This is a genomic window from Acinetobacter sp. CFCC 10889 (assembly GCF_003268395.1).
GTDB lineage: Bacteria > Pseudomonadota > Gammaproteobacteria > Pseudomonadales > Moraxellaceae > Acinetobacter.
Genome location: NZ_LQXQ01000051.1, coordinates 10,501 through 25,728, shown reverse-complemented (window position 1 = coordinate 25,728; position 15,228 = coordinate 10,501). Strand labels below are relative to the sequence as shown.

The window sequence follows — 15,228 nt, the reverse complement described above, 5'->3', positions numbered from 1 at the left end:
GTCTGTGTTGCTACCTAAGCCTTGGATCTGATCACGAATGGTTTGTTGAGCATTTAGAGCATCAAATACTTTTTGCTGTTCAGCTTTCTTGAATTCAGAAACATCTTTTTCATAAGCAATTTTTTGCAATGCAAGATACTTATCACGAGTTGTTTCATCTGAAATAAATGCAGTCTGAATATCAGCAATTGCTAAAAGATGCTCACCCTCTATTGCTTCAAGCTCTGTTTGATACTTGATATGCACTTGCTTTTGTAGATCTCTAAGCTTTTCATCTAAAGCTAAAACAGCATCATTGTAATTTTGACGAGCCCTGAGATTTTCAATGTTACTATTTCTAATAAATCCTGAATTAGCATCATCAGAACCATTAAAAGCAACAAACCATTTATCAACAGATGGCGCAAAGTTGGCAACTTCTTTATTTCTTGCTGCTGATCCCGTAACTCGACCTGTATTTTCAAACTGACGAGACCCTCCAACACCTGCATTATGAGATCGAATCGCAGCCTCCCAACTGCCTAATTTCTCATAAGCAATCGCAAGATTCTTAGCAACAACTTCAGCAATTACAGGTAGGTTTTTAGAGTCAGCAATACTGATTTTATTGTCTTTACGATAATCACTTGTTGTCTGAAAATAACCAATCGCACCTGTTGGGCTTACGGCATTTCTATCCCCTCCCGACTCTTGCGCCATCAATGCAGCAAGCATATTGTTTGGGACGCCATATCTCGCACCAATGCCATTCAAGTTATTTTTTGCAGCTAAATCAGATACACGCTGAAGCATCTTTAATTCTTCTTGTGTATATTTATATTTAGCTTCAGCATTGGCTTTGGCTGCCGCTGCAGCTTTATTTTCTGCTGCCGCCTCTTCTTCTTTTTTCTTTACAAGTTCATCCAAGCCTGTGGTTACACCGCTGTTTAATGTACGCACTTCAGCAAGTTTCTTAGCTGATCCCGATGCTGTTGAATCCCATAGTTTATTTAATCTTTCAGCAGACCCTATAACTGTAGAATGTAGATCAGTTTTAAGTTCTTGGCTTAGATTTGCAATCTCCGTGCGAGCCTCATAAGCTGCTTTAGCCAAGCCAAGTGGATTCATTTCATACCAATCCAATTTATCGTAAATAGCGCCACCGATTGCAGCCATTCCACCAAGAGTTTTACCAACCAATTGAAATGCAGTTACAGCACCAATAGCTACAGCAGCCAAACCTTTTAATGTTTTTGCAACACCATCAGCAACACCTGTGAATTGCTGTCCTTGCTCACTACCACTAAAGAATGCTTCTGAAATGTCCACAAATGCAGGAATAACAGCTTGCATGAGTTGGTTTTTAGCGCCTTGCATTTGCAAATCAAGCAAATAAACTTGCTCTTTTAAAATCTTGGTTTGCTGAATTGTATTGTCAGACATAATAATGCCTGCACGTTCAGCAGCATCACCATAGATTTTTGCTGCTTCACCGCCATTCGCAAACAATGGGATTAAGTTGGTTAAATCTGAGCCCATGCTTTCTAGATAGAAAGACATTTGCTGATGAGTAACACCAGCCTCTTCAAGTTTATCTATATATAGTTGTAAGGCTTGTGGTCCTGAAAGTTTTTGCATTTGCAGAATAAGATTTTTAGCACCTTTTGCACCACCTTCGGTTTTCATCGCAATTTGCTCAAAAAAGTCGATGCCTGCACCACTGCCAAGCGTGGTTAACTCACCAAGTTTTTCATTAAAATCTTTTAATTGGTCTGCCAATTGCTCCTGCTCAATTCCGTAAGCTGCTGCACCTGCTGCCAGCTTTTGAAATTCTTGTGTTGTAGTGTTTGAGCGAAATGCCATGCGTTCAAGTTCTGTCGCTTGATCCACATATTCAGAAGTTAATGCAGCCAATCCTAATGCAGCTGCGCCTGCTGCTGCGACAACAGCAGTACCATAGGTGTTAATATGGTTTCGCATATTGCCAAAGCTTGTATTAGATTGATTTTCAGCTTGTTGTATTGGACCAACAAAGTCACCAACTCTTGCGATTAAATCAAGCGTTAAACTACCAAGTTTTGATGCCATTTGCTTTTCCTCAGGCAATAAAAAACACCAATTAAGGTGGCTTTAATTAATTAAGTTAACTATTCAAATCTCACACCCTCACAGTGTTCTTTCCAAAGTTTTAAAAAATCTTTATTCGAAATTGTTTGAGATTCAATATTAACCTTATCTGTTAACACTATACGTTTATAACCAGTGTATCCATTGAAGCTATTTTTACCATTTACACGCCCACAAGGTTTTCCTTTATAAAAATTAATTTGAGCGCTCTCAGGATCTTTCATTGATGATTTAATCACAGAGTATGCTTCCATTTGGCGAAGAGTCATCAAATCTTCTGCTGTTGGTACTTTGTTATTATTGGGTTCTTCACTATGTGAAGAACCTCTATTGCTAGCAAATATAGAAATAATAACAGATAGTGCTAAAATACCTGCGCAAATCCACGTAAAAACACTTGTTTTCTTCGGTTGTGGTGAACCGCATTGCGGGCAACTTGTTGCTTTATCACTAATTTGTGCGTTACATTCCTTGCAATTTTTTAAAGCCATACCCCACCCCAAACATTAAATTTAGAACAAGATACTAATTTACGAACAAAAAAACCACCAGAAGGTGGTTTGTTTATAGAGAGATTATTTCAACATTCGCTTCATTGCTGCCTGCACAATATCAGGCAAGACTTCTTTTTTAGGACCATCTGGGTCGCCAATGATCTTAGAAATATTTTGATCATCAAGTATCCAACTATTGTTAGGGATAAATTGAATTCTTGGTTTATTTGTCAAAGAATCAATTGTGAGCAACATTCTACTCATACTCACTATGCGACTAACAACTGCACGAGTTATTTCATCTCGATCAAAATTTGGATAATCAGGAATATTTCCTTTTAGTCTTTTGATTTCCGCTTGCAAACTCCATAACCAATCATGGATTTTGTTAGTTGTATCAGAGGCAAGCAATTCAAAGGCTTTTAATTCAGGGTCTATATACTCAACCTTTTGCATATACTCACCCATTAATTGGTAAACATACTCAACCGCAACGGGCAATTGATCATAAGCAATCTGCTCAACATGATCCACATTAAAGCGCTGATGAATTAGCTTGTAGGCATCCGAGTAGTTTAAAAATTTAGATTTAGCAACCAACATATTTACCGCATCTTTTAATGGCACTCGCTCTTGCTTGGTTGTATGTGATTCAGCTTGATTAAACATATTCGACACTAGAGCATCATAAGCACGAATAACCATTAAATGAAATTTTGCAGAAATCCACATTGCGTATGCGTAAACAAGTTCTTTAACAACATAAGTACCTTGTTGCACGCCATCGCTACGATTTCCACGAATCACATTCACAGGACTTTCGATTGGTTGAAATTGTGAGTTGCAATTTTGCAACTCACTAATTAAATCCTTTGTTTGCTCATTGCGAAGCCAAAACGGTGGCTTATGTTTTTCCAATTCACCACTCGCTTTATGTAAATCATTCAAACAATAACGCCCATCTTCATCTTGACGAATTGAAAAATTACCAATTACCAAAGGCTTATTGTTTGGGTTTAAAAGATTTTGCTGTATACTCATAGCTGTCATAACTATTTTCCTTTTGGTTGATAGACACCTAAACCTTGTGATCTTGGCGGAGAGCAAGGTTTTTTTGTGCCTGTTGGTTTCATGCTTTCGCACTCTCTTGGTTTAAAAACTGCTTGATTGCTTGATTAATAAGCCAATTCATAGAGCGTTCCTCTTTCAAGCCTTTTTGCTTTAGTTTTTCATGATCCTTATCATCCAAAAACCGTAGTTTGTATTGCGTGTTTCGTTGATGTGTCATATCCACTCCATAACATCATTTAGGTACGTTTTTATAATGTACCTCTTTTATGTCATTGTCAACATCATAGAGGTACATTACTATTAATTTTTTTCAGCCAATGTTTAACAATGAGTGACAACCAAAAAGAGCCACAATATAAATTGCGGTGGTCTGAGGAATTGAGAGATAAGGTTGTTGAGTCTGCAAAACAACATAATCGCTCAATTAACGCTGAAATATGCACTCGCCTTGAAAACAGCTTTAAGCCTGAAACAAACCCAAGAGAAACATTTGAGTTTGAGGCGATGGAACGCATTTATAAAGAACAAGCTAAAGAGCTGAAGCTACTTAGAGAAATGGTTGAGAAACTAATAGAGAAACCAACCTAAGCCGATTTCTTTCGAATTGCTTTCATGCGCTCTTCTTCAAATGAAGTTTCAGGCGCATCTTCATGCGGCATAAACTCATACACATCAACTTCTTTTTGAATTTTTAGAGCTATATAGTCAGCGTGATAACGACCAAAAACTTGCTCTAATCTTCGCCCAAAAAAAAGAGAGCCACGTTTTGCACGATAAGCTCTCCAAATCATTAATTCAGGCTGCAAAATATTGGCTTTCGCTTCAGCTATGGTTTTTCCGCCGATTCCGTTGATGACAAGCTCGCACCAGAATTCTTCTTCAGGTTCGAGATCCAATGCTTTCCCGAAATATTCATCGCATCATCAACAGCATCATACATTGCTGTCAAAATTTCAGAAGACACCTCACCAGTGCTTTCTAAATTTGGGAAAAATGGTTTTTTATCATCTTCATAAACACATTTTAGAAGAATCGACTTTCGCAATTGATCAACTGTGATTTTATTATCTTTGGCTAGACCAAGCACATCGGCAGCTTTGGTGACTTCATCATGAGAAAGAATTTTAACAAAAATCTCCCCTTCAAATTCTTCACCATTTTTATCACGAAACTTAATTGTTTTTTCAACAAAAGTGCCGATGCCAAGCTGTTTTTTTGTGTCTTTTAATGTGAGTTTAGCCATTATTGCACCTTCCATTCGTCAGTTACTTTTGATTGACGTTTGAATGGCACTGTATGGTTGTTTAGCGCATCAAGACCAATCACCACACTGTTTTTACGCAAGATTGCTGTGCACCAAGACCAAGATCGAGTATCAGGCAAATCAACTACACTTCCTGTTAATGTTGGCGGTTCTGTACCATCCGCCCAACCCACATAAATACCCGCAAGTTCTTTTTTATCAGCGAGATCAAGTAGGGTGATATGTGTTGCATTTTTTGGATCGGTGTTGATTTTTACACTGCCATCACCTGGGGTTGCCAGACCATAATCACTTGTTCGAACTTCTGTTTCTTCAAGACAAGTGTTGTCCACTTCTGCTTGTGAATCATCACCGAAAACTAATTCGCTAATGCAGTTCATTTTAGTTAATGTTGGGACTGTGCCATGCAAAATCCATACTTCTGTACCGTTTCCGAGTACACCTTTTTTTAGTCGCCATGAGTAGCTACTCCTCAATTTTTTGGCATAAAAAATCCGTTAAGGAGGTTGTTGGGTAAATTTCAGACATAAAAAAACACCCAATTGGTGCTATTTATTTACTATTAATCATTTAATCTCTGCAAAACTTTTTGCTCTACAAGTCTTATTGCTTCACTTGGGGTTTTAGCCCACATATAAAATTCTGCATTATTCTCAATAAACTCCAAAGCATTAGAAGCCTCGGTATCATCACTATCTAAATTATTAAATGATTCAGCCATATTTTCTGCATCAGCACCCCCTTCTGAATAGATAGCGCAAGCAATCCAAGGTAAGTTATTATTCCCTGAGTATCGATACCAACCAACATAAAATCGGTATAAATCCAAATTATTAATCATAATTAAACCTGTGTCTTTTACATCAGTATATCACCGATCAAACCACCAATTCGCATCAAATCCACGACCAAAAATATCGTTATCACCAATGCGTTCATGATAATTCGGATGAATATTAGTAATTGTGCAAAGTGGATCCAAAACAGCACTAATCGCTTTTCGTGTTGTTGATGCTCTTGTTGCTTGTGAGTCATACACAACGAGTTGAAAAGTTAAATGATCAATTTGAGGTGGACAATCAATATTATGCTCAGGTACACCACCAATAAGCTGCCAAACCACATAGGGAAATTTTGTGCCTTTCGGTGCAATGTCTTCATATACACGGTTTTGAAGCAGATCATTAGCGCTTGAATTTTTAAGTGTCTGGACGATTGGTAAAATGTTCATGTTGCACTCGCTAAAGCCTTATCAATTTCATCATTTAGAATCTGAACAACTTTATTTGTCACAGGTTGGATATTGTTTGATAAAGCGGGACGCATGAATGGGACAGCAGGATTATTCACCGATCCAAACTCGATCCAACGCCAGTAAGTAGTGTTACCACCTGACATTGAAGCTAATGTAGATGCGTTAGAGTGCTGATTCATTGACGCACCACCTTTGACACCAATACGCATCACCAAGACATCTTTATTTTTTGACTTGCCACCTTGAACCGCAATATTCCGCCAAATTTTTTCCTTAGTTTCAGGGTCATCTATCGCTTTCGCATTCGAACGTGCTGCGTCTCGGACAACATTCGCACCTTGGCGCAAAGCTTTTCTGATGGCAGATTTAACTTTACGTGGATTGTTGAGCTGTTCAAGTTTGGATTGCAGGTTTTCAAGTCCGTGGATTTGGAATTGGATTGACATATTTGCTCCAAAATTCTTTTCATTCGATCAGCAACTTTTCGACTAATTTCCATAAATTACTCCAATAATTTCAGCTCAAATGTCACATAAATTTCGCCATTTTCATTGTCAGGCTTTGGCGGTGAAACGATTTGGAAAACTTGACCTTTCCAAAGCACACGCATTTCAGTCGTAATATCAGTGCGCTTGCGAATCTTTAAGCGAGCTGTTGTTTCTGAGCCTGCTACTTTGGCAGTTAAAGTATCTTTTACAGATAGAAATTCCACTTTTGCCCAAAGTTTTTTGTATTCAACCCAAGATTTGTCGAGCAGGTTGTTGTATTCATCACGTTGTTCAATGAAGTGTTGGATTGTGACACGGTGGCGGAGTTCGCCTGCAGGAATACCCATAAATCACCCTATATTCACAAATCGGTGTCTACGCCAAAGCCACTCTGTAGCAAATGGCAAGTTTTGCAAATTACCAGTGGTTTCCCTGTTTCGATACCAATGCCCAATTAATAATTTAGCACCTTGAATAATTGCATCACTGATATGAATACCATTTTTAATATCTTCTGGAATTGCTACATTTTCAGGGTAAAGCTTACGATTGGTTGACTCTTCAAATGCGATAAACGAGGCGTCAATTAATGCCTCAATATCAGAATCTTCATCATCATGATCAACTTTCAGGTGTAGTTTTGCCTGTTCCAGCGTTAGAAACTGATTCATTCTGTTTTCCTTTCGCCTTAAGTGTTGCAACTTTAAGTTGGTTTACAGCGACTTCCGCAATGCGATCAGAAACATCTTGATCACCTTTTTCAATTTCAATAACCTTATTTCCATTTTCAATGGCAATTTTAAAGGTCTGTTTCACCGTAATAATTGGCATGTTTCCTCCAAAAAAATATGCCTTACTCAGCGTAAGGCATATTTTGATAGTTAAATTTAAGCAGATAGCGCAAGTGCTTTAATTGCATTGCTGTCTAAAAGCATGCCACCAGTACGTTTGGTTGTATAGAAACCAACATAAGGTTTATTGGTGTATAGATCACGCAATACACGAGTTCCCATGCGATCAACAATCAAATAACCACGTTTGAAGTTACCAAACAGAATGGAGTTAGCATCTGCTTCTGCTTCTGGCATATCTTCATTTTCTTCAATGCCATAACCAAGTAATGTTGACGGTTGACCCAACTGCAAGCCCGGTTGCCACAAGTAATTCCCTTCAGAATCCTTAAACTTACGCACTTTTGCTTGAGTGAGATTTGTCATCATGAATAAAGCACCATTGCGATAGCCTTTTTTCAATGAGTAAATCAAATCAATAAGATTATCACCGTTGAAGTTACCAGCTTGACCTGACAAGATTTTTTGAAGTGAACCAAATGCACGATCTTTATCTGCTTCAGTGGTCAATGTATTGGCTAAAATACCTTTTGGTTTTTTAGAACCATCACCAAGTAAGAATGCATGACCTTCTTTTTCTGCAAATTCACGTGCAACTTCTGTTGAAATCCAGTCTTCAACATTAAAGAACACATCATCCAATGATGTTTGTGTTGCTTGTGGATTAGCGTAGATTTCGCCCATTGTTGCCTGAAGCTGCGCAAGCGTAGGAGTTCCAGTTGTAGGGCGTGGATCTGTTTCACCAACCCAGCCAGAACCAGCACCACCAAGATTGACCAATTTTTTATAATCTGGTGATCCAACAGTGATTTGTGAACAAACATTACGCATTGGGCTTTCATCTTTCAAAAGTTCCAATAATGTGCGATCAAGTTCTTCTGGTACCGCAAAGCCACCATCAGGATTAGTGGTGGTTTGAACAGCTTTACGCTCTAAATCCGCAAGACCATCATCAACACCTTTACGAAGGAATTGATAAAATGCAGTTTTATGTTCGTCAACACCTTCACCGCCAGTCACACCTGGGCGTTTTGCTGCTTTAAGCTCTTTTTCAAGTTCAGTTTTAAGCTTGTCGATATCACCTAATTTTTCATTAAGTTTTTCAACTTGCTCACCCAATTTACCCTTTTCAGACTTGATTGCTTCAAGTTCTTGGTCGTTTTTCTTTTTGAAGTCTTCAAACGTACCTTTCAGGTCTGCTGCAACTTCTTCAATATCTTTCTTTTCAATAGCCATGATTTATTTACCTGCTGTAAAAATGGATTTTAAGTCTTTGAGTGATTGAAGCGCGTCATCAGTTTGCTCAGTATTTCTCTGTGCACTAATCGCTCCATAACCTTTAGCCATGAAGGCTTTGGCTTGTTGAAGAGTAAAACCAGCATCTCGCAATGCTCGCTCTACTTCCATTTCAGATGGGGTTTCCCCTCGATCCAACGCTGATTTCACATCTGAAACTCGCGCTTCATCATTTGCAGGAAAAGTCACAAGTGACACTTCCCACAAATCAATGTCTGTTAGCTTGTAAACTCCAAGCTGTTTGTCGTATTCGTAATCCCGAAGAATAAAACCAATGGATAAGCCACCTATTGATTTTGCTTTCAAATGACCATGTGCACGTTTTGCCAGTGGATCATCGTCAATAAGCAAACGGCCTTTTACATAAAGACCGTTTTCATCTTCTTTCATTTCCAGATATGGTCCCAAAGGTTCATCTGACTTGTGCTGCCATAACATGGCGGGCAAACGTCCTTTTTGAGACCATTCACTTAGTGTTCGCTTGAATGCACCCGGCATAACCACATCATCGTAACTATCCTTAACACCAAATACCGAACCATAGCCCTCAAACTCACCTGTGGCTGATACAGATTTGATTTCAAAAGGCATATTAAGATGCTTTTTTTGCATCACTATCATCCTCAGGTTTAGTTGTCATATTCATTGGGGTTAAGTAAATATCCCCACCCTCACGTGGATTCATATCTTCAAGCTCTCGGCAATCATTAGGACTTAACCATCCCCACTGAATACCCTTGCCGTAAGACTCATAACGTGTTTTCAAGTCACCACGTAAAAGCGCACCAGCATTGAATTTTGCATAATGATTTCTACGATCTTTTTCACTCAGCAATCCAACTCTGATTCTTGATTCAATACGGGTCATATATGGAACTAGCGAGTAATTCACAAAGCTCATCCCCATATGCTCGATATTGTTTAAAGTCATCTTGTCCATTGCAGCCACTAAATGAGGTGGTACCCGGAACAATCCACAGATTTCGCTTTTTTGATATTCACGCGTTTCTAAGAATTGAGAATCCTCAAGATTTAAAGCGGTTGGTTTCCATTTCAAACCTTGTTCGAGAATCATGGGCTTATATGTATTTGCCAGTCCTGTGTAATTCTCGTCAAATTCGGTTTTAAGGCGATTGAAAGCAACATCAGTGAGTGATTCTTCAGTTTCTAAAACACCTGAAGTAACAGCACCATTTTTAAATAATGTTGCACCGTGCTCTTCTGTATCTAAACCAAGTCCAATACATTTACGCGCATATGCCACTGGATTAAGACCAGTCAAGCCATCTAATGTGAATAAACGCACATGCCAAATTTCATCTTGGCTTAATGTTTTGATACCACCATTCTTAAAATTAACTTGATACTCAACAGTCCAATCATCTTTTAACTTTGGTGTTACAGAGCTTGGATCAAGAGGAAGTAATTCAGCGACTTCATCGTATAAATGAACCTTATAGGCGTAGAAATTACCTCTCAAGCACAAGCAGACCATAAGCAACTCCCAAAATTCTTGAGCCGTCATATAGTCATTAGGTGCAAGACTTAGAAGCTCATAAAGCTTATGATTAATCGCTGGTTGCTTATATTTACCATCCTGTTTATATAACCTGCATGGCAACATCCCCATTGATTCTGAAAGCACTCGAACACACGAAAATACAATCGCAAGTTGCATGGCTCTCAATGGCGTAACAGGCTGTCCTGAGCCACTGACAAATTCAGCTCCAAAAATTCGTGCTAATTCATCAGGTCCAGAAATAACAAGGGGAGTAGACTTGAATCCAAGCCACCCCCCTATTTTTGATTTTATGCTCATTAGAGTCTTCTAACCCCGTGTTTCTCGATATGACTCGATAGATCATCCTCTGAAGGATTGGTTGTCAAAGTAAGTATTCGATTAATCCCCATCAGTAAACAAACAGCTCCATCAATCTTCATGGAGTTTTTCTGTTTGCGAGGAAAATCATTGCCATTTGCATCTGGTTTACTCATCACATTCCCAACCATCCACGACAAAATAGGATTTCCATCATGATGAAAGCGCCCTGATGCAATTGCCGCCACAAGCTCTTTCATTGCGGGATCAAAATTCTTTGTGTTTTTAGCAATCTCAACCATTTCAACACCACAATTAGTCAGGTGTTTTGATAACAAACTTGCTCGATAATTGTCATGTGGAACCTCTCTTAGATTTAATTTTGAGGCATCAGTAATCAAATCAGATCCAACTAACTCTAAATCTGTTTCCTCTCCCTCATGAACATCTAAAAGACCGAGCTTGTCCCATTTTTGATATCTATCAACAACCATTTTTTCACCACCATCAAACAATAATGCTGCTGAAGGCAGGTAGAACTGAGGCGCTATGCTGTAATAGTGAACCTTCCCATCTATAACTCGATAGAAAAGATTTGTGCGAGCGCATATATCAATTTTTGAAGCTAAATCTAAAGACATGAAACACTCATCAAGAGTGAAATCCTCAAGCCCTAAACCTTTATCAGCGCACTTATTCCACTTCTCCATGTTGAAGTAAGCGGTACGTGCAGATACCCACACATTTAAATGCTTTGTCTTGAAAGTGTTTTGACGCGCAGGATTGTTGATTGCTTTGCGTTGCTGTGACTCTAGATAATCGCCATAGACAGAAACATCAAAATTAGGATTAGCTTTGGCTAGAACTTTTGGATCTGTCCAATCATCGCCTTCATCAATAGTCCAAATAAAACCAAACAACTCATCATCTGGAACATTCCCAATCAACATTTCTTGAATGCGCAACCTTAAATCATAACAAGGTCCATCAATGTTGAAACCTGCTGTTGTAATCGTAAACATTAATGGTTGACGACGTGCACCCATACCAGTTTGCATGGTGTCGTACTGCGCATTGGTTTGATGTTCATGGTATTCGTCAATAATTGCACAGTGTGGCGACTGACCATCAGGTGGATCACCAACAATCGTTTCAAACAATGAACCATCTTCAGGTATTTCTAAACTACCTGCATTAATTTGAATGCCTGCCGTTTCAACAAAATCAGGAGAGCGCACTGTCATTAATCGCGCAGGTTTAAATACTTCCCAAGCTTGTTTTTCTGTTGTCGCACCCGCGTAGACTTCCGATCCTGATTCGCCATCATTGGCAAACATATTAAGAGCAACACCTGCAGCAATTGCAGACTTGCCATTTTTACGCGGTATCTCCCAATAAGATTCTCGAAATCTACGAAAACCATCTTTTTTACGCACCCAACCAAAGGTACAAGCAATACCAAACTTTTGCCAAGGCTCTAGAGTAAGCTTCATTCGCTTCATTGCCCACTCACCCTTGGTGTGAGGCAAAAGCTCAATGAATTTAATCTTTTTTTCAGCTAATTTAGGGTCAAATTTATATAAAAAATCTTTATTTTTACTGTTTTTTAAGTCATTTAAGTGTCTTTCACAGGCTAATTTCACCCATTTACACGCAGGGATTTTGTTTAAAACGACTTGCTTAGCCCACTTATTTGCAATATCGACATTTGGGTAAGCTGTCATTTCGACCTCACTACATGTTCAACACCTCTGCAAATGCATTACCTTTTTTCTTTCCATCACCACCCATTAATCGGGCGCGAGACACAGGGTCAAGCCCCAACATTGAGCCAAATTGAGCAATTTGTTTTGATGCTTCATTTACAACTGTTAATGCAGGATTTTTAATTCTTCCTGATTCCGTTTCGATCGTAACCCCATAATTTACAACCTCAAATTGCGCTTCACGCAGATTGTGATACGCCATGCAAAACATTTCCACATTATGCAAATCTGTAATTTTTAGAATTTTTCTTTTTAGTAATTCAGGGATAATTAACTTCCACATTGTGACCGCTTGATCCATGTGTTCAAGATGAATTGGTACATCAATATCAAATACTTTATCGAAGTCCGTATCACCTGTTGAGATAACCTTAGGTTTACGCCCTGCACCTGCTACCGCATTTCGACCACCCATGTCAAGACCCTCAATTTTTAATTTCGCCCACGTAAAAATGTGTCTAAGGGGGCGGTCATTTCGTTGAAAAGCTTGAACTTTCCACCTCCCCCCTACCTACCAACGACGACGTTGGGCATCTTGATTGATTTCTTTTTGCCTTTGTGCTGATTGCCCTTTTACTTCACATGCAATATCAGTGAATTCTTTAATATCGCATCTGGTTACACCAATGCCTGAACTCAACTGAGCAACAACATAGTCATGCACCATCTCTTCAATAGTTTTATCAGCCATTACTTACCTTCCTTCGCTGTCTTCTCTTTATGACAAGCACTACAAATTGACTGCAAATTATCATGATCATCTGTACCACCTTTCGCTTTATTAAGCTTATGATCGACCTCAGTGGCTTCAGTCAATCGACCTTGCTCAGCACACACAAGACAAAGATAATTATCACGCTTTAAAATAAACTCACGCAGCTTGCGCCATGTATGACCATAACCACGCTCAGTCGTCGAACCTGTACGATCTACACGCTTATTCCAACCCGAACGCTTTGATGCATGATCATCACAAAAACCTTTCTGACTGCGTGACTTAACAAGATTAGGGCAACCCCATTCACGGCACGGGCGAGACATCATCATCACCAACTATTTTATTTACTCCACACAATCCAATCTTAACGATCGCATGTAGTGGTTCATCTGGTTTATTCACAATTTCACATGACATTTGATCAGCTAAGATCTCACCAGTTTCAGCATCATGAATAGCAATACACTTCGTATTGTTAGTTACTCGTTTCAATATTAAAGCTCTACGCATATCACCCACCATCCAAACTTCGATTTGTATTCACCACTTCTTCACCATCTTCAAGATGTTCTAGCAAGTGATTAATCTGTGCGTTCTGTTCGTTGTTGATTTGAATTAGTTGATTGTTCTGCTCTGTTAGTTTGATCATCAATTCCAAGACTTTTGAACACTCGCAGCATTCTTTCTTTTGATTTGTCATATTGCTTCTTCATCCACTGTCTACGTTGCTCACAACTTTGGCATGTCATCTTTATCAACCAACCCGATATGAATCTCATTAAGTAAGTGCTTGTGTGGCTCATCAACTGTGCCAATTGGAAGAAATACCAACTCAATATCATTGATTGTCTGACCTGTTTCAGCTTCAAACAAATGAATATGTTTAGAGATTGATGAATAAAGATCACGCTTTAATTGCTCAACCTTGCTGTCTATATCTTCCATTTAACTTCACCTCAATATTCCCAATCTGCTCATTCACTTTTCTTAAAGCAATCAAACACTCTTGCTTAAACGCATGACTGCTAAACAGATGATTGTATTCTTCAAGACGTTTGCGATTTTGTTTGAGTAGTTTGAGGTTTTTATGCGCTTCGATTTTGTCCATGACTTTCTCCAAGACAAAATAAAACCCCTTTCGGGGCTAAGTGAAATCAGTGATGGTTAAAACGTTGTTGGTTGAGCTACTGCACGAACCAGGTACATCAAACCTGTTTGAAAATCCGTTTTAGCCAAGGCTGCAAAGCGCTCAGGTGTTGCGTCATCAAGACGGTCATAGGTTGCCTGATCTGTAACTTCTACAAATTGCTCAATGATGCAACAACTATCACGCTGTTGTTTTACATGGTTTTGAACCTTAATGATGACCTCTTCAATTTTAGGACCAAGCTCTTTGATTTCATTCATTAATGCAATTTCTTCCGCACTAAGTTCACGATAACCTGTAATTTTACGGTGTTGATTTTCCACTTCACTTTCCTCTAGGCATTAAAAAACCCCACCAAAGGCAGGGTTAAAGGTTTCGAATTCGATAGGTTTAAATATGGCACGCCATACAGGATTCGAACCTGTGACCATCCGCTTAGAAGGTGGATGCTCTATCCACTGAGCTAATGGTGCATAAAAAACCCACTATACAAATTTGGTATAGTGGGTATGACAACAATTACACTTTACTTAATTGCTCTTTTAGTAAGTAACCTTCCAATAACCAAATTTTATTGTAGGCATTTTCATAAGCAATTTTACGACCAATTTCAGGATCAAAGTTTTCAGGACTTGCACAAGCTGATTCACCAGTAACAGTGAAACCATTTTTAAGAATAATCACACAAAATGTTAATAGATCCAATTGCTCTGGCGGTTGAACAATACGCTGATCTTCAGGTAGTGCGTTAAATTCTTCTGAAACCGTTAATGCACCAACATAACCATCACCAGCAGTGAAGTAATTTGCACTGACAATAAGTGAGTCAATGTGAGCTTTAGTCACACGAGGCGCAACCGCTTTATCTTGGAGTTCTTGTTCCGTTACTTTAGTCATTTTTCATTTACTCAAGTTCATTATGATGAGAATTAAAAAAGGGCTTCGTACGAAAC

Annotated in this window: 27 protein-coding genes and 1 tRNA gene; 1 reads left to right on the top strand and 27 read right to left on the bottom strand. The window is 38.8% G+C overall.

What is annotated here, in order from left to right:
- The 4 genes from AVJ19_RS16375 to AVJ19_RS22265 form a co-directional block, all read right to left on the bottom strand.
- On the bottom strand, window positions 1-2,067 hold a 2,067-nt coding region (locus AVJ19_RS16375), incomplete at its 3' end, for a transglycosylase SLT domain-containing protein (RefSeq protein ID WP_162626636.1).
- A 59-nt stretch (window positions 2,068-2,126) separates the two neighbouring features.
- Window positions 2,127-2,597, bottom strand: coding sequence for a zinc ribbon domain-containing protein (locus AVJ19_RS16370; protein ID WP_111860711.1), 471 nt, complete (start codon window positions 2,595-2,597; stop codon window positions 2,127-2,129).
- A gap of 84 nt (window positions 2,598-2,681) precedes the next feature.
- A complete protein-coding gene (locus AVJ19_RS16365; protein ID WP_111860713.1) occupies window positions 2,682-3,641 on the bottom strand; it encodes a KilA-N domain-containing protein in 960 nt (319 codons plus the stop codon).
- Window positions 3,642-3,729: 88 nt separating this feature from the next.
- Entirely contained in the window at window positions 3,730-3,888 is a 159-nt protein-coding gene (locus tag AVJ19_RS22265) for a hypothetical protein (RefSeq protein WP_171334233.1), read from the bottom strand.
- Window positions 3,889-3,998: 110 nt separating this feature from the next.
- Here AVJ19_RS22265 and AVJ19_RS16360 point away from each other — a divergent pair, with 110 nt between their 5' ends.
- Window positions 3,999-4,259 (top strand): Arc family DNA-binding protein, encoded by a 261-nt coding sequence (locus AVJ19_RS16360; protein WP_111860710.1) that lies wholly within the window; start codon window positions 3,999-4,001, stop codon window positions 4,257-4,259.
- On the opposite strand, the gene AVJ19_RS16355 is transcribed toward AVJ19_RS16360, so the two are convergent.
- The 23 genes from AVJ19_RS16355 to AVJ19_RS16245 all read right to left on the bottom strand — a co-directional run bounded on the left by AVJ19_RS16355 (window position 4,256) and on the right by AVJ19_RS16245 (window position 15,172).
- The gene (locus AVJ19_RS16355) at window positions 4,256-4,462 is read right to left on the bottom strand and encodes a hypothetical protein (RefSeq protein ID WP_111860709.1); all 207 of its coding nucleotides are present in this window, start codon (window positions 4,460-4,462) and stop codon (window positions 4,256-4,258) included. The genes AVJ19_RS16360 and AVJ19_RS16355 overlap by 4 nt on opposite strands.
- Window positions 4,463-4,497: 35 nt before the next feature.
- Window positions 4,498-4,914, bottom strand: coding sequence for a phage tail assembly chaperone family protein, TAC (locus AVJ19_RS16350; protein WP_111860708.1), 417 nt, complete (start codon window positions 4,912-4,914; stop codon window positions 4,498-4,500).
- Complete coding sequence (locus AVJ19_RS16345; RefSeq protein WP_228203386.1) at window positions 4,914-5,411, bottom strand: phage tail tube protein; 498 nt, start codon at window positions 5,409-5,411, stop codon at window positions 4,914-4,916. Before AVJ19_RS16345 ends, AVJ19_RS16350 begins: the two co-directional genes overlap by 1 nt.
- Before the next feature lie 86 nt (window positions 5,412-5,497).
- Window positions 5,498-5,776, bottom strand: coding sequence for a hypothetical protein (locus tag AVJ19_RS16340; protein ID WP_111860706.1), 279 nt, complete (start codon window positions 5,774-5,776; stop codon window positions 5,498-5,500).
- Window positions 5,777-5,806: 30 nt separating this feature from the next.
- Entirely contained in the window at window positions 5,807-6,166 is a 360-nt protein-coding gene (locus AVJ19_RS16335) for a DUF3168 domain-containing protein (protein ID WP_111860705.1), read from the bottom strand.
- On the bottom strand, window positions 6,163-6,636 hold the full coding sequence (locus tag AVJ19_RS16330; protein ID WP_111860704.1) for an HK97-gp10 family putative phage morphogenesis protein: 474 nt from the start codon (window positions 6,634-6,636) through the stop codon (window positions 6,163-6,165). The genes AVJ19_RS16335 and AVJ19_RS16330 overlap by 4 nt, the downstream gene beginning before the upstream one ends.
- Before the next feature lie 56 nt (window positions 6,637-6,692).
- Window positions 6,693-7,025, bottom strand: a complete 333-nt coding sequence (locus tag AVJ19_RS16325; RefSeq protein WP_111860703.1) for a phage head closure protein — start codon at window positions 7,023-7,025, stop codon at window positions 6,693-6,695.
- A gap of 3 nt (window positions 7,026-7,028) precedes the next feature.
- Window positions 7,029-7,349, bottom strand: coding sequence for a head-tail connector protein (locus tag AVJ19_RS16320; RefSeq protein ID WP_111860702.1), 321 nt, complete (start codon window positions 7,347-7,349; stop codon window positions 7,029-7,031).
- Complete coding sequence (locus AVJ19_RS16315; protein ID WP_111860701.1) at window positions 7,300-7,509, bottom strand: hypothetical protein; 210 nt, start codon at window positions 7,507-7,509, stop codon at window positions 7,300-7,302. The genes AVJ19_RS16320 and AVJ19_RS16315 overlap by 50 nt, the downstream gene beginning before the upstream one ends.
- A 56-nt stretch (window positions 7,510-7,565) precedes the next feature.
- Complete coding sequence (locus AVJ19_RS16310) at window positions 7,566-8,765, bottom strand: phage major capsid protein (protein ID WP_111860700.1); 1,200 nt, start codon at window positions 8,763-8,765, stop codon at window positions 7,566-7,568.
- 3 nt (window positions 8,766-8,768) lie between these two features.
- On the bottom strand, window positions 8,769-9,437 hold the full coding sequence (locus AVJ19_RS16305) for an HK97 family phage prohead protease (RefSeq protein ID WP_171334232.1): 669 nt from the start codon (window positions 9,435-9,437) through the stop codon (window positions 8,769-8,771).
- The gene (locus AVJ19_RS16300) at window positions 9,418-10,644 is read right to left on the bottom strand and encodes a phage portal protein (RefSeq protein ID WP_111860699.1); all 1,227 of its coding nucleotides are present in this window, start codon (window positions 10,642-10,644) and stop codon (window positions 9,418-9,420) included. The genes AVJ19_RS16305 and AVJ19_RS16300 overlap by 20 nt, the downstream gene beginning before the upstream one ends.
- Complete coding sequence (locus AVJ19_RS16295) at window positions 10,644-12,368, bottom strand: terminase large subunit (RefSeq protein ID WP_111860698.1); 1,725 nt, start codon at window positions 12,366-12,368, stop codon at window positions 10,644-10,646. The genes AVJ19_RS16300 and AVJ19_RS16295 overlap by 1 nt, the downstream gene beginning before the upstream one ends.
- Before the next feature lie 10 nt (window positions 12,369-12,378).
- A complete protein-coding gene (locus AVJ19_RS16290; RefSeq protein WP_111860697.1) occupies window positions 12,379-12,825 on the bottom strand; it encodes a phage terminase small subunit P27 family in 447 nt (148 codons plus the stop codon).
- A gap of 96 nt (window positions 12,826-12,921) precedes the next feature.
- On the bottom strand, window positions 12,922-13,101 hold the full coding sequence (locus tag AVJ19_RS16285; protein WP_111860696.1) for a hypothetical protein: 180 nt from the start codon (window positions 13,099-13,101) through the stop codon (window positions 12,922-12,924).
- The gene (locus AVJ19_RS16280) at window positions 13,101-13,451 is read right to left on the bottom strand and encodes an HNH endonuclease (protein WP_111860695.1); all 351 of its coding nucleotides are present in this window, start codon (window positions 13,449-13,451) and stop codon (window positions 13,101-13,103) included. Before AVJ19_RS16280 ends, AVJ19_RS16285 begins: the two co-directional genes overlap by 1 nt.
- Window positions 13,432-13,620 carry a hypothetical protein gene (locus AVJ19_RS16275; protein ID WP_162626635.1) on the bottom strand — a complete coding sequence of 63 codons (189 nt, stop codon included), beginning with the start codon at window positions 13,618-13,620 and terminating at the stop codon, window positions 13,432-13,434. The genes AVJ19_RS16280 and AVJ19_RS16275 overlap by 20 nt, the downstream gene beginning before the upstream one ends.
- Before the next feature lie 19 nt (window positions 13,621-13,639).
- Window positions 13,640-13,828 carry a hypothetical protein gene (locus AVJ19_RS16270; protein ID WP_111860693.1) on the bottom strand — a complete coding sequence of 63 codons (189 nt, stop codon included), beginning with the start codon at window positions 13,826-13,828 and terminating at the stop codon, window positions 13,640-13,642.
- A gap of 29 nt (window positions 13,829-13,857) precedes the next feature.
- Window positions 13,858-14,073, bottom strand: coding sequence for a hypothetical protein (locus AVJ19_RS16265; protein ID WP_111860692.1), 216 nt, complete (start codon window positions 14,071-14,073; stop codon window positions 13,858-13,860).
- A complete protein-coding gene (locus tag AVJ19_RS16260; RefSeq protein ID WP_111860691.1) occupies window positions 14,048-14,236 on the bottom strand; it encodes a hypothetical protein in 189 nt (62 codons plus the stop codon). The genes AVJ19_RS16265 and AVJ19_RS16260 overlap by 26 nt, the downstream gene beginning before the upstream one ends.
- Before the next feature lie 56 nt (window positions 14,237-14,292).
- The gene (locus AVJ19_RS16255) at window positions 14,293-14,598 is read right to left on the bottom strand and encodes a hypothetical protein (RefSeq protein ID WP_111860690.1); all 306 of its coding nucleotides are present in this window, start codon (window positions 14,596-14,598) and stop codon (window positions 14,293-14,295) included.
- Window positions 14,599-14,672: 74 nt separating this feature from the next.
- A tRNA-Arg gene (locus AVJ19_RS16250) sits at window positions 14,673-14,748 on the bottom strand.
- A gap of 46 nt (window positions 14,749-14,794) precedes the next feature.
- A complete protein-coding gene (locus AVJ19_RS16245; RefSeq protein WP_111860689.1) occupies window positions 14,795-15,172 on the bottom strand; it encodes a Gp49 family protein in 378 nt (125 codons plus the stop codon).
- Window positions 15,173-15,228 lie beyond the last annotated feature (56 nt).

Excerpts from the sequence above, each read along its gene's own strand:
- AVJ19_RS16290 (WP_111860697.1), bottom strand. The coding sequence starts at position 12,825 with ATGGGTGGTCGAAATGCGGTAGCAGGTGCAGGGCGTAAACCTAAGGTT.
- AVJ19_RS16315 (WP_111860701.1), bottom strand. The coding sequence starts at position 7,509 with ATGCCAATTATTACGGTGAAACAGACCTTTAAAATTGCCATTGAAAAT.
- AVJ19_RS16370 (WP_111860711.1), bottom strand. The coding sequence starts at position 2,597 with ATGGCTTTAAAAAATTGCAAGGAATGTAACGCACAAATTAGTGATAAA.
- AVJ19_RS16300 (WP_111860699.1), bottom strand. The coding sequence starts at position 10,644 with ATGAGCATAAAATCAAAAATAGGGGGGTGGCTTGGATTCAAGTCTACT.
- AVJ19_RS16355 (WP_111860709.1), bottom strand. The coding sequence starts at position 4,462 with ATGATTTGGAGAGCTTATCGTGCAAAACGTGGCTCTCTTTTTTTTGGG.
- AVJ19_RS16335 (WP_111860705.1), bottom strand. The coding sequence starts at position 6,166 with ATGAACATTTTACCAATCGTCCAGACACTTAAAAATTCAAGCGCTAAT.
- AVJ19_RS16270 (WP_111860693.1), bottom strand. The coding sequence starts at position 13,828 with ATGACAAATCAAAAGAAAGAATGCTGCGAGTGTTCAAAAGTCTTGGAA.
- AVJ19_RS16245 (WP_111860689.1), bottom strand. The coding sequence starts at position 15,172 with ATGACTAAAGTAACGGAACAAGAACTCCAAGATAAAGCGGTTGCGCCT.
- AVJ19_RS16320 (WP_111860702.1), bottom strand. The coding sequence starts at position 7,349 with ATGAATCAGTTTCTAACGCTGGAACAGGCAAAACTACACCTGAAAGTT.
- AVJ19_RS16310 (WP_111860700.1), bottom strand. The coding sequence starts at position 8,765 with ATGGCTATTGAAAAGAAAGATATTGAAGAAGTTGCAGCAGACCTGAAA.
- AVJ19_RS22265 (WP_171334233.1), bottom strand. The coding sequence starts at position 3,888 with ATGACACATCAACGAAACACGCAATACAAACTACGGTTTTTGGATGAT.
- AVJ19_RS16365 (WP_111860713.1), bottom strand. The coding sequence starts at position 3,641 with ATGAGTATACAGCAAAATCTTTTAAACCCAAACAATAAGCCTTTGGTA.
- AVJ19_RS16295 (WP_111860698.1), bottom strand. The coding sequence starts at position 12,368 with ATGACAGCTTACCCAAATGTCGATATTGCAAATAAGTGGGCTAAGCAA.
- AVJ19_RS16340 (WP_111860706.1), bottom strand. The coding sequence starts at position 5,776 with ATGATTAATAATTTGGATTTATACCGATTTTATGTTGGTTGGTATCGA.
- AVJ19_RS16265 (WP_111860692.1), bottom strand. The coding sequence starts at position 14,073 with ATGGAAGATATAGACAGCAAGGTTGAGCAATTAAAGCGTGATCTTTAT.
- AVJ19_RS16260 (WP_111860691.1), bottom strand. The coding sequence starts at position 14,236 with ATGGACAAAATCGAAGCGCATAAAAACCTCAAACTACTCAAACAAAAT.
- AVJ19_RS16360 (WP_111860710.1), top strand. The coding sequence starts at position 3,999 with ATGAGTGACAACCAAAAAGAGCCACAATATAAATTGCGGTGGTCTGAG.
- AVJ19_RS16285 (WP_111860696.1), bottom strand. The coding sequence starts at position 13,101 with ATGGCTGATAAAACTATTGAAGAGATGGTGCATGACTATGTTGTTGCT.
- AVJ19_RS16350 (WP_111860708.1), bottom strand. The coding sequence starts at position 4,914 with ATGGCTAAACTCACATTAAAAGACACAAAAAAACAGCTTGGCATCGGC.
- AVJ19_RS16325 (WP_111860703.1), bottom strand. The coding sequence starts at position 7,025 with ATGGGTATTCCTGCAGGCGAACTCCGCCACCGTGTCACAATCCAACAC.
- AVJ19_RS16280 (WP_111860695.1), bottom strand. The coding sequence starts at position 13,451 with ATGTCTCGCCCGTGCCGTGAATGGGGTTGCCCTAATCTTGTTAAGTCA.
- AVJ19_RS16330 (WP_111860704.1), bottom strand. The coding sequence starts at position 6,636 with ATGTCAATCCAATTCCAAATCCACGGACTTGAAAACCTGCAATCCAAA.
- AVJ19_RS16305 (WP_171334232.1), bottom strand. The coding sequence starts at position 9,437 with ATGCAAAAAAAGCATCTTAATATGCCTTTTGAAATCAAATCTGTATCA.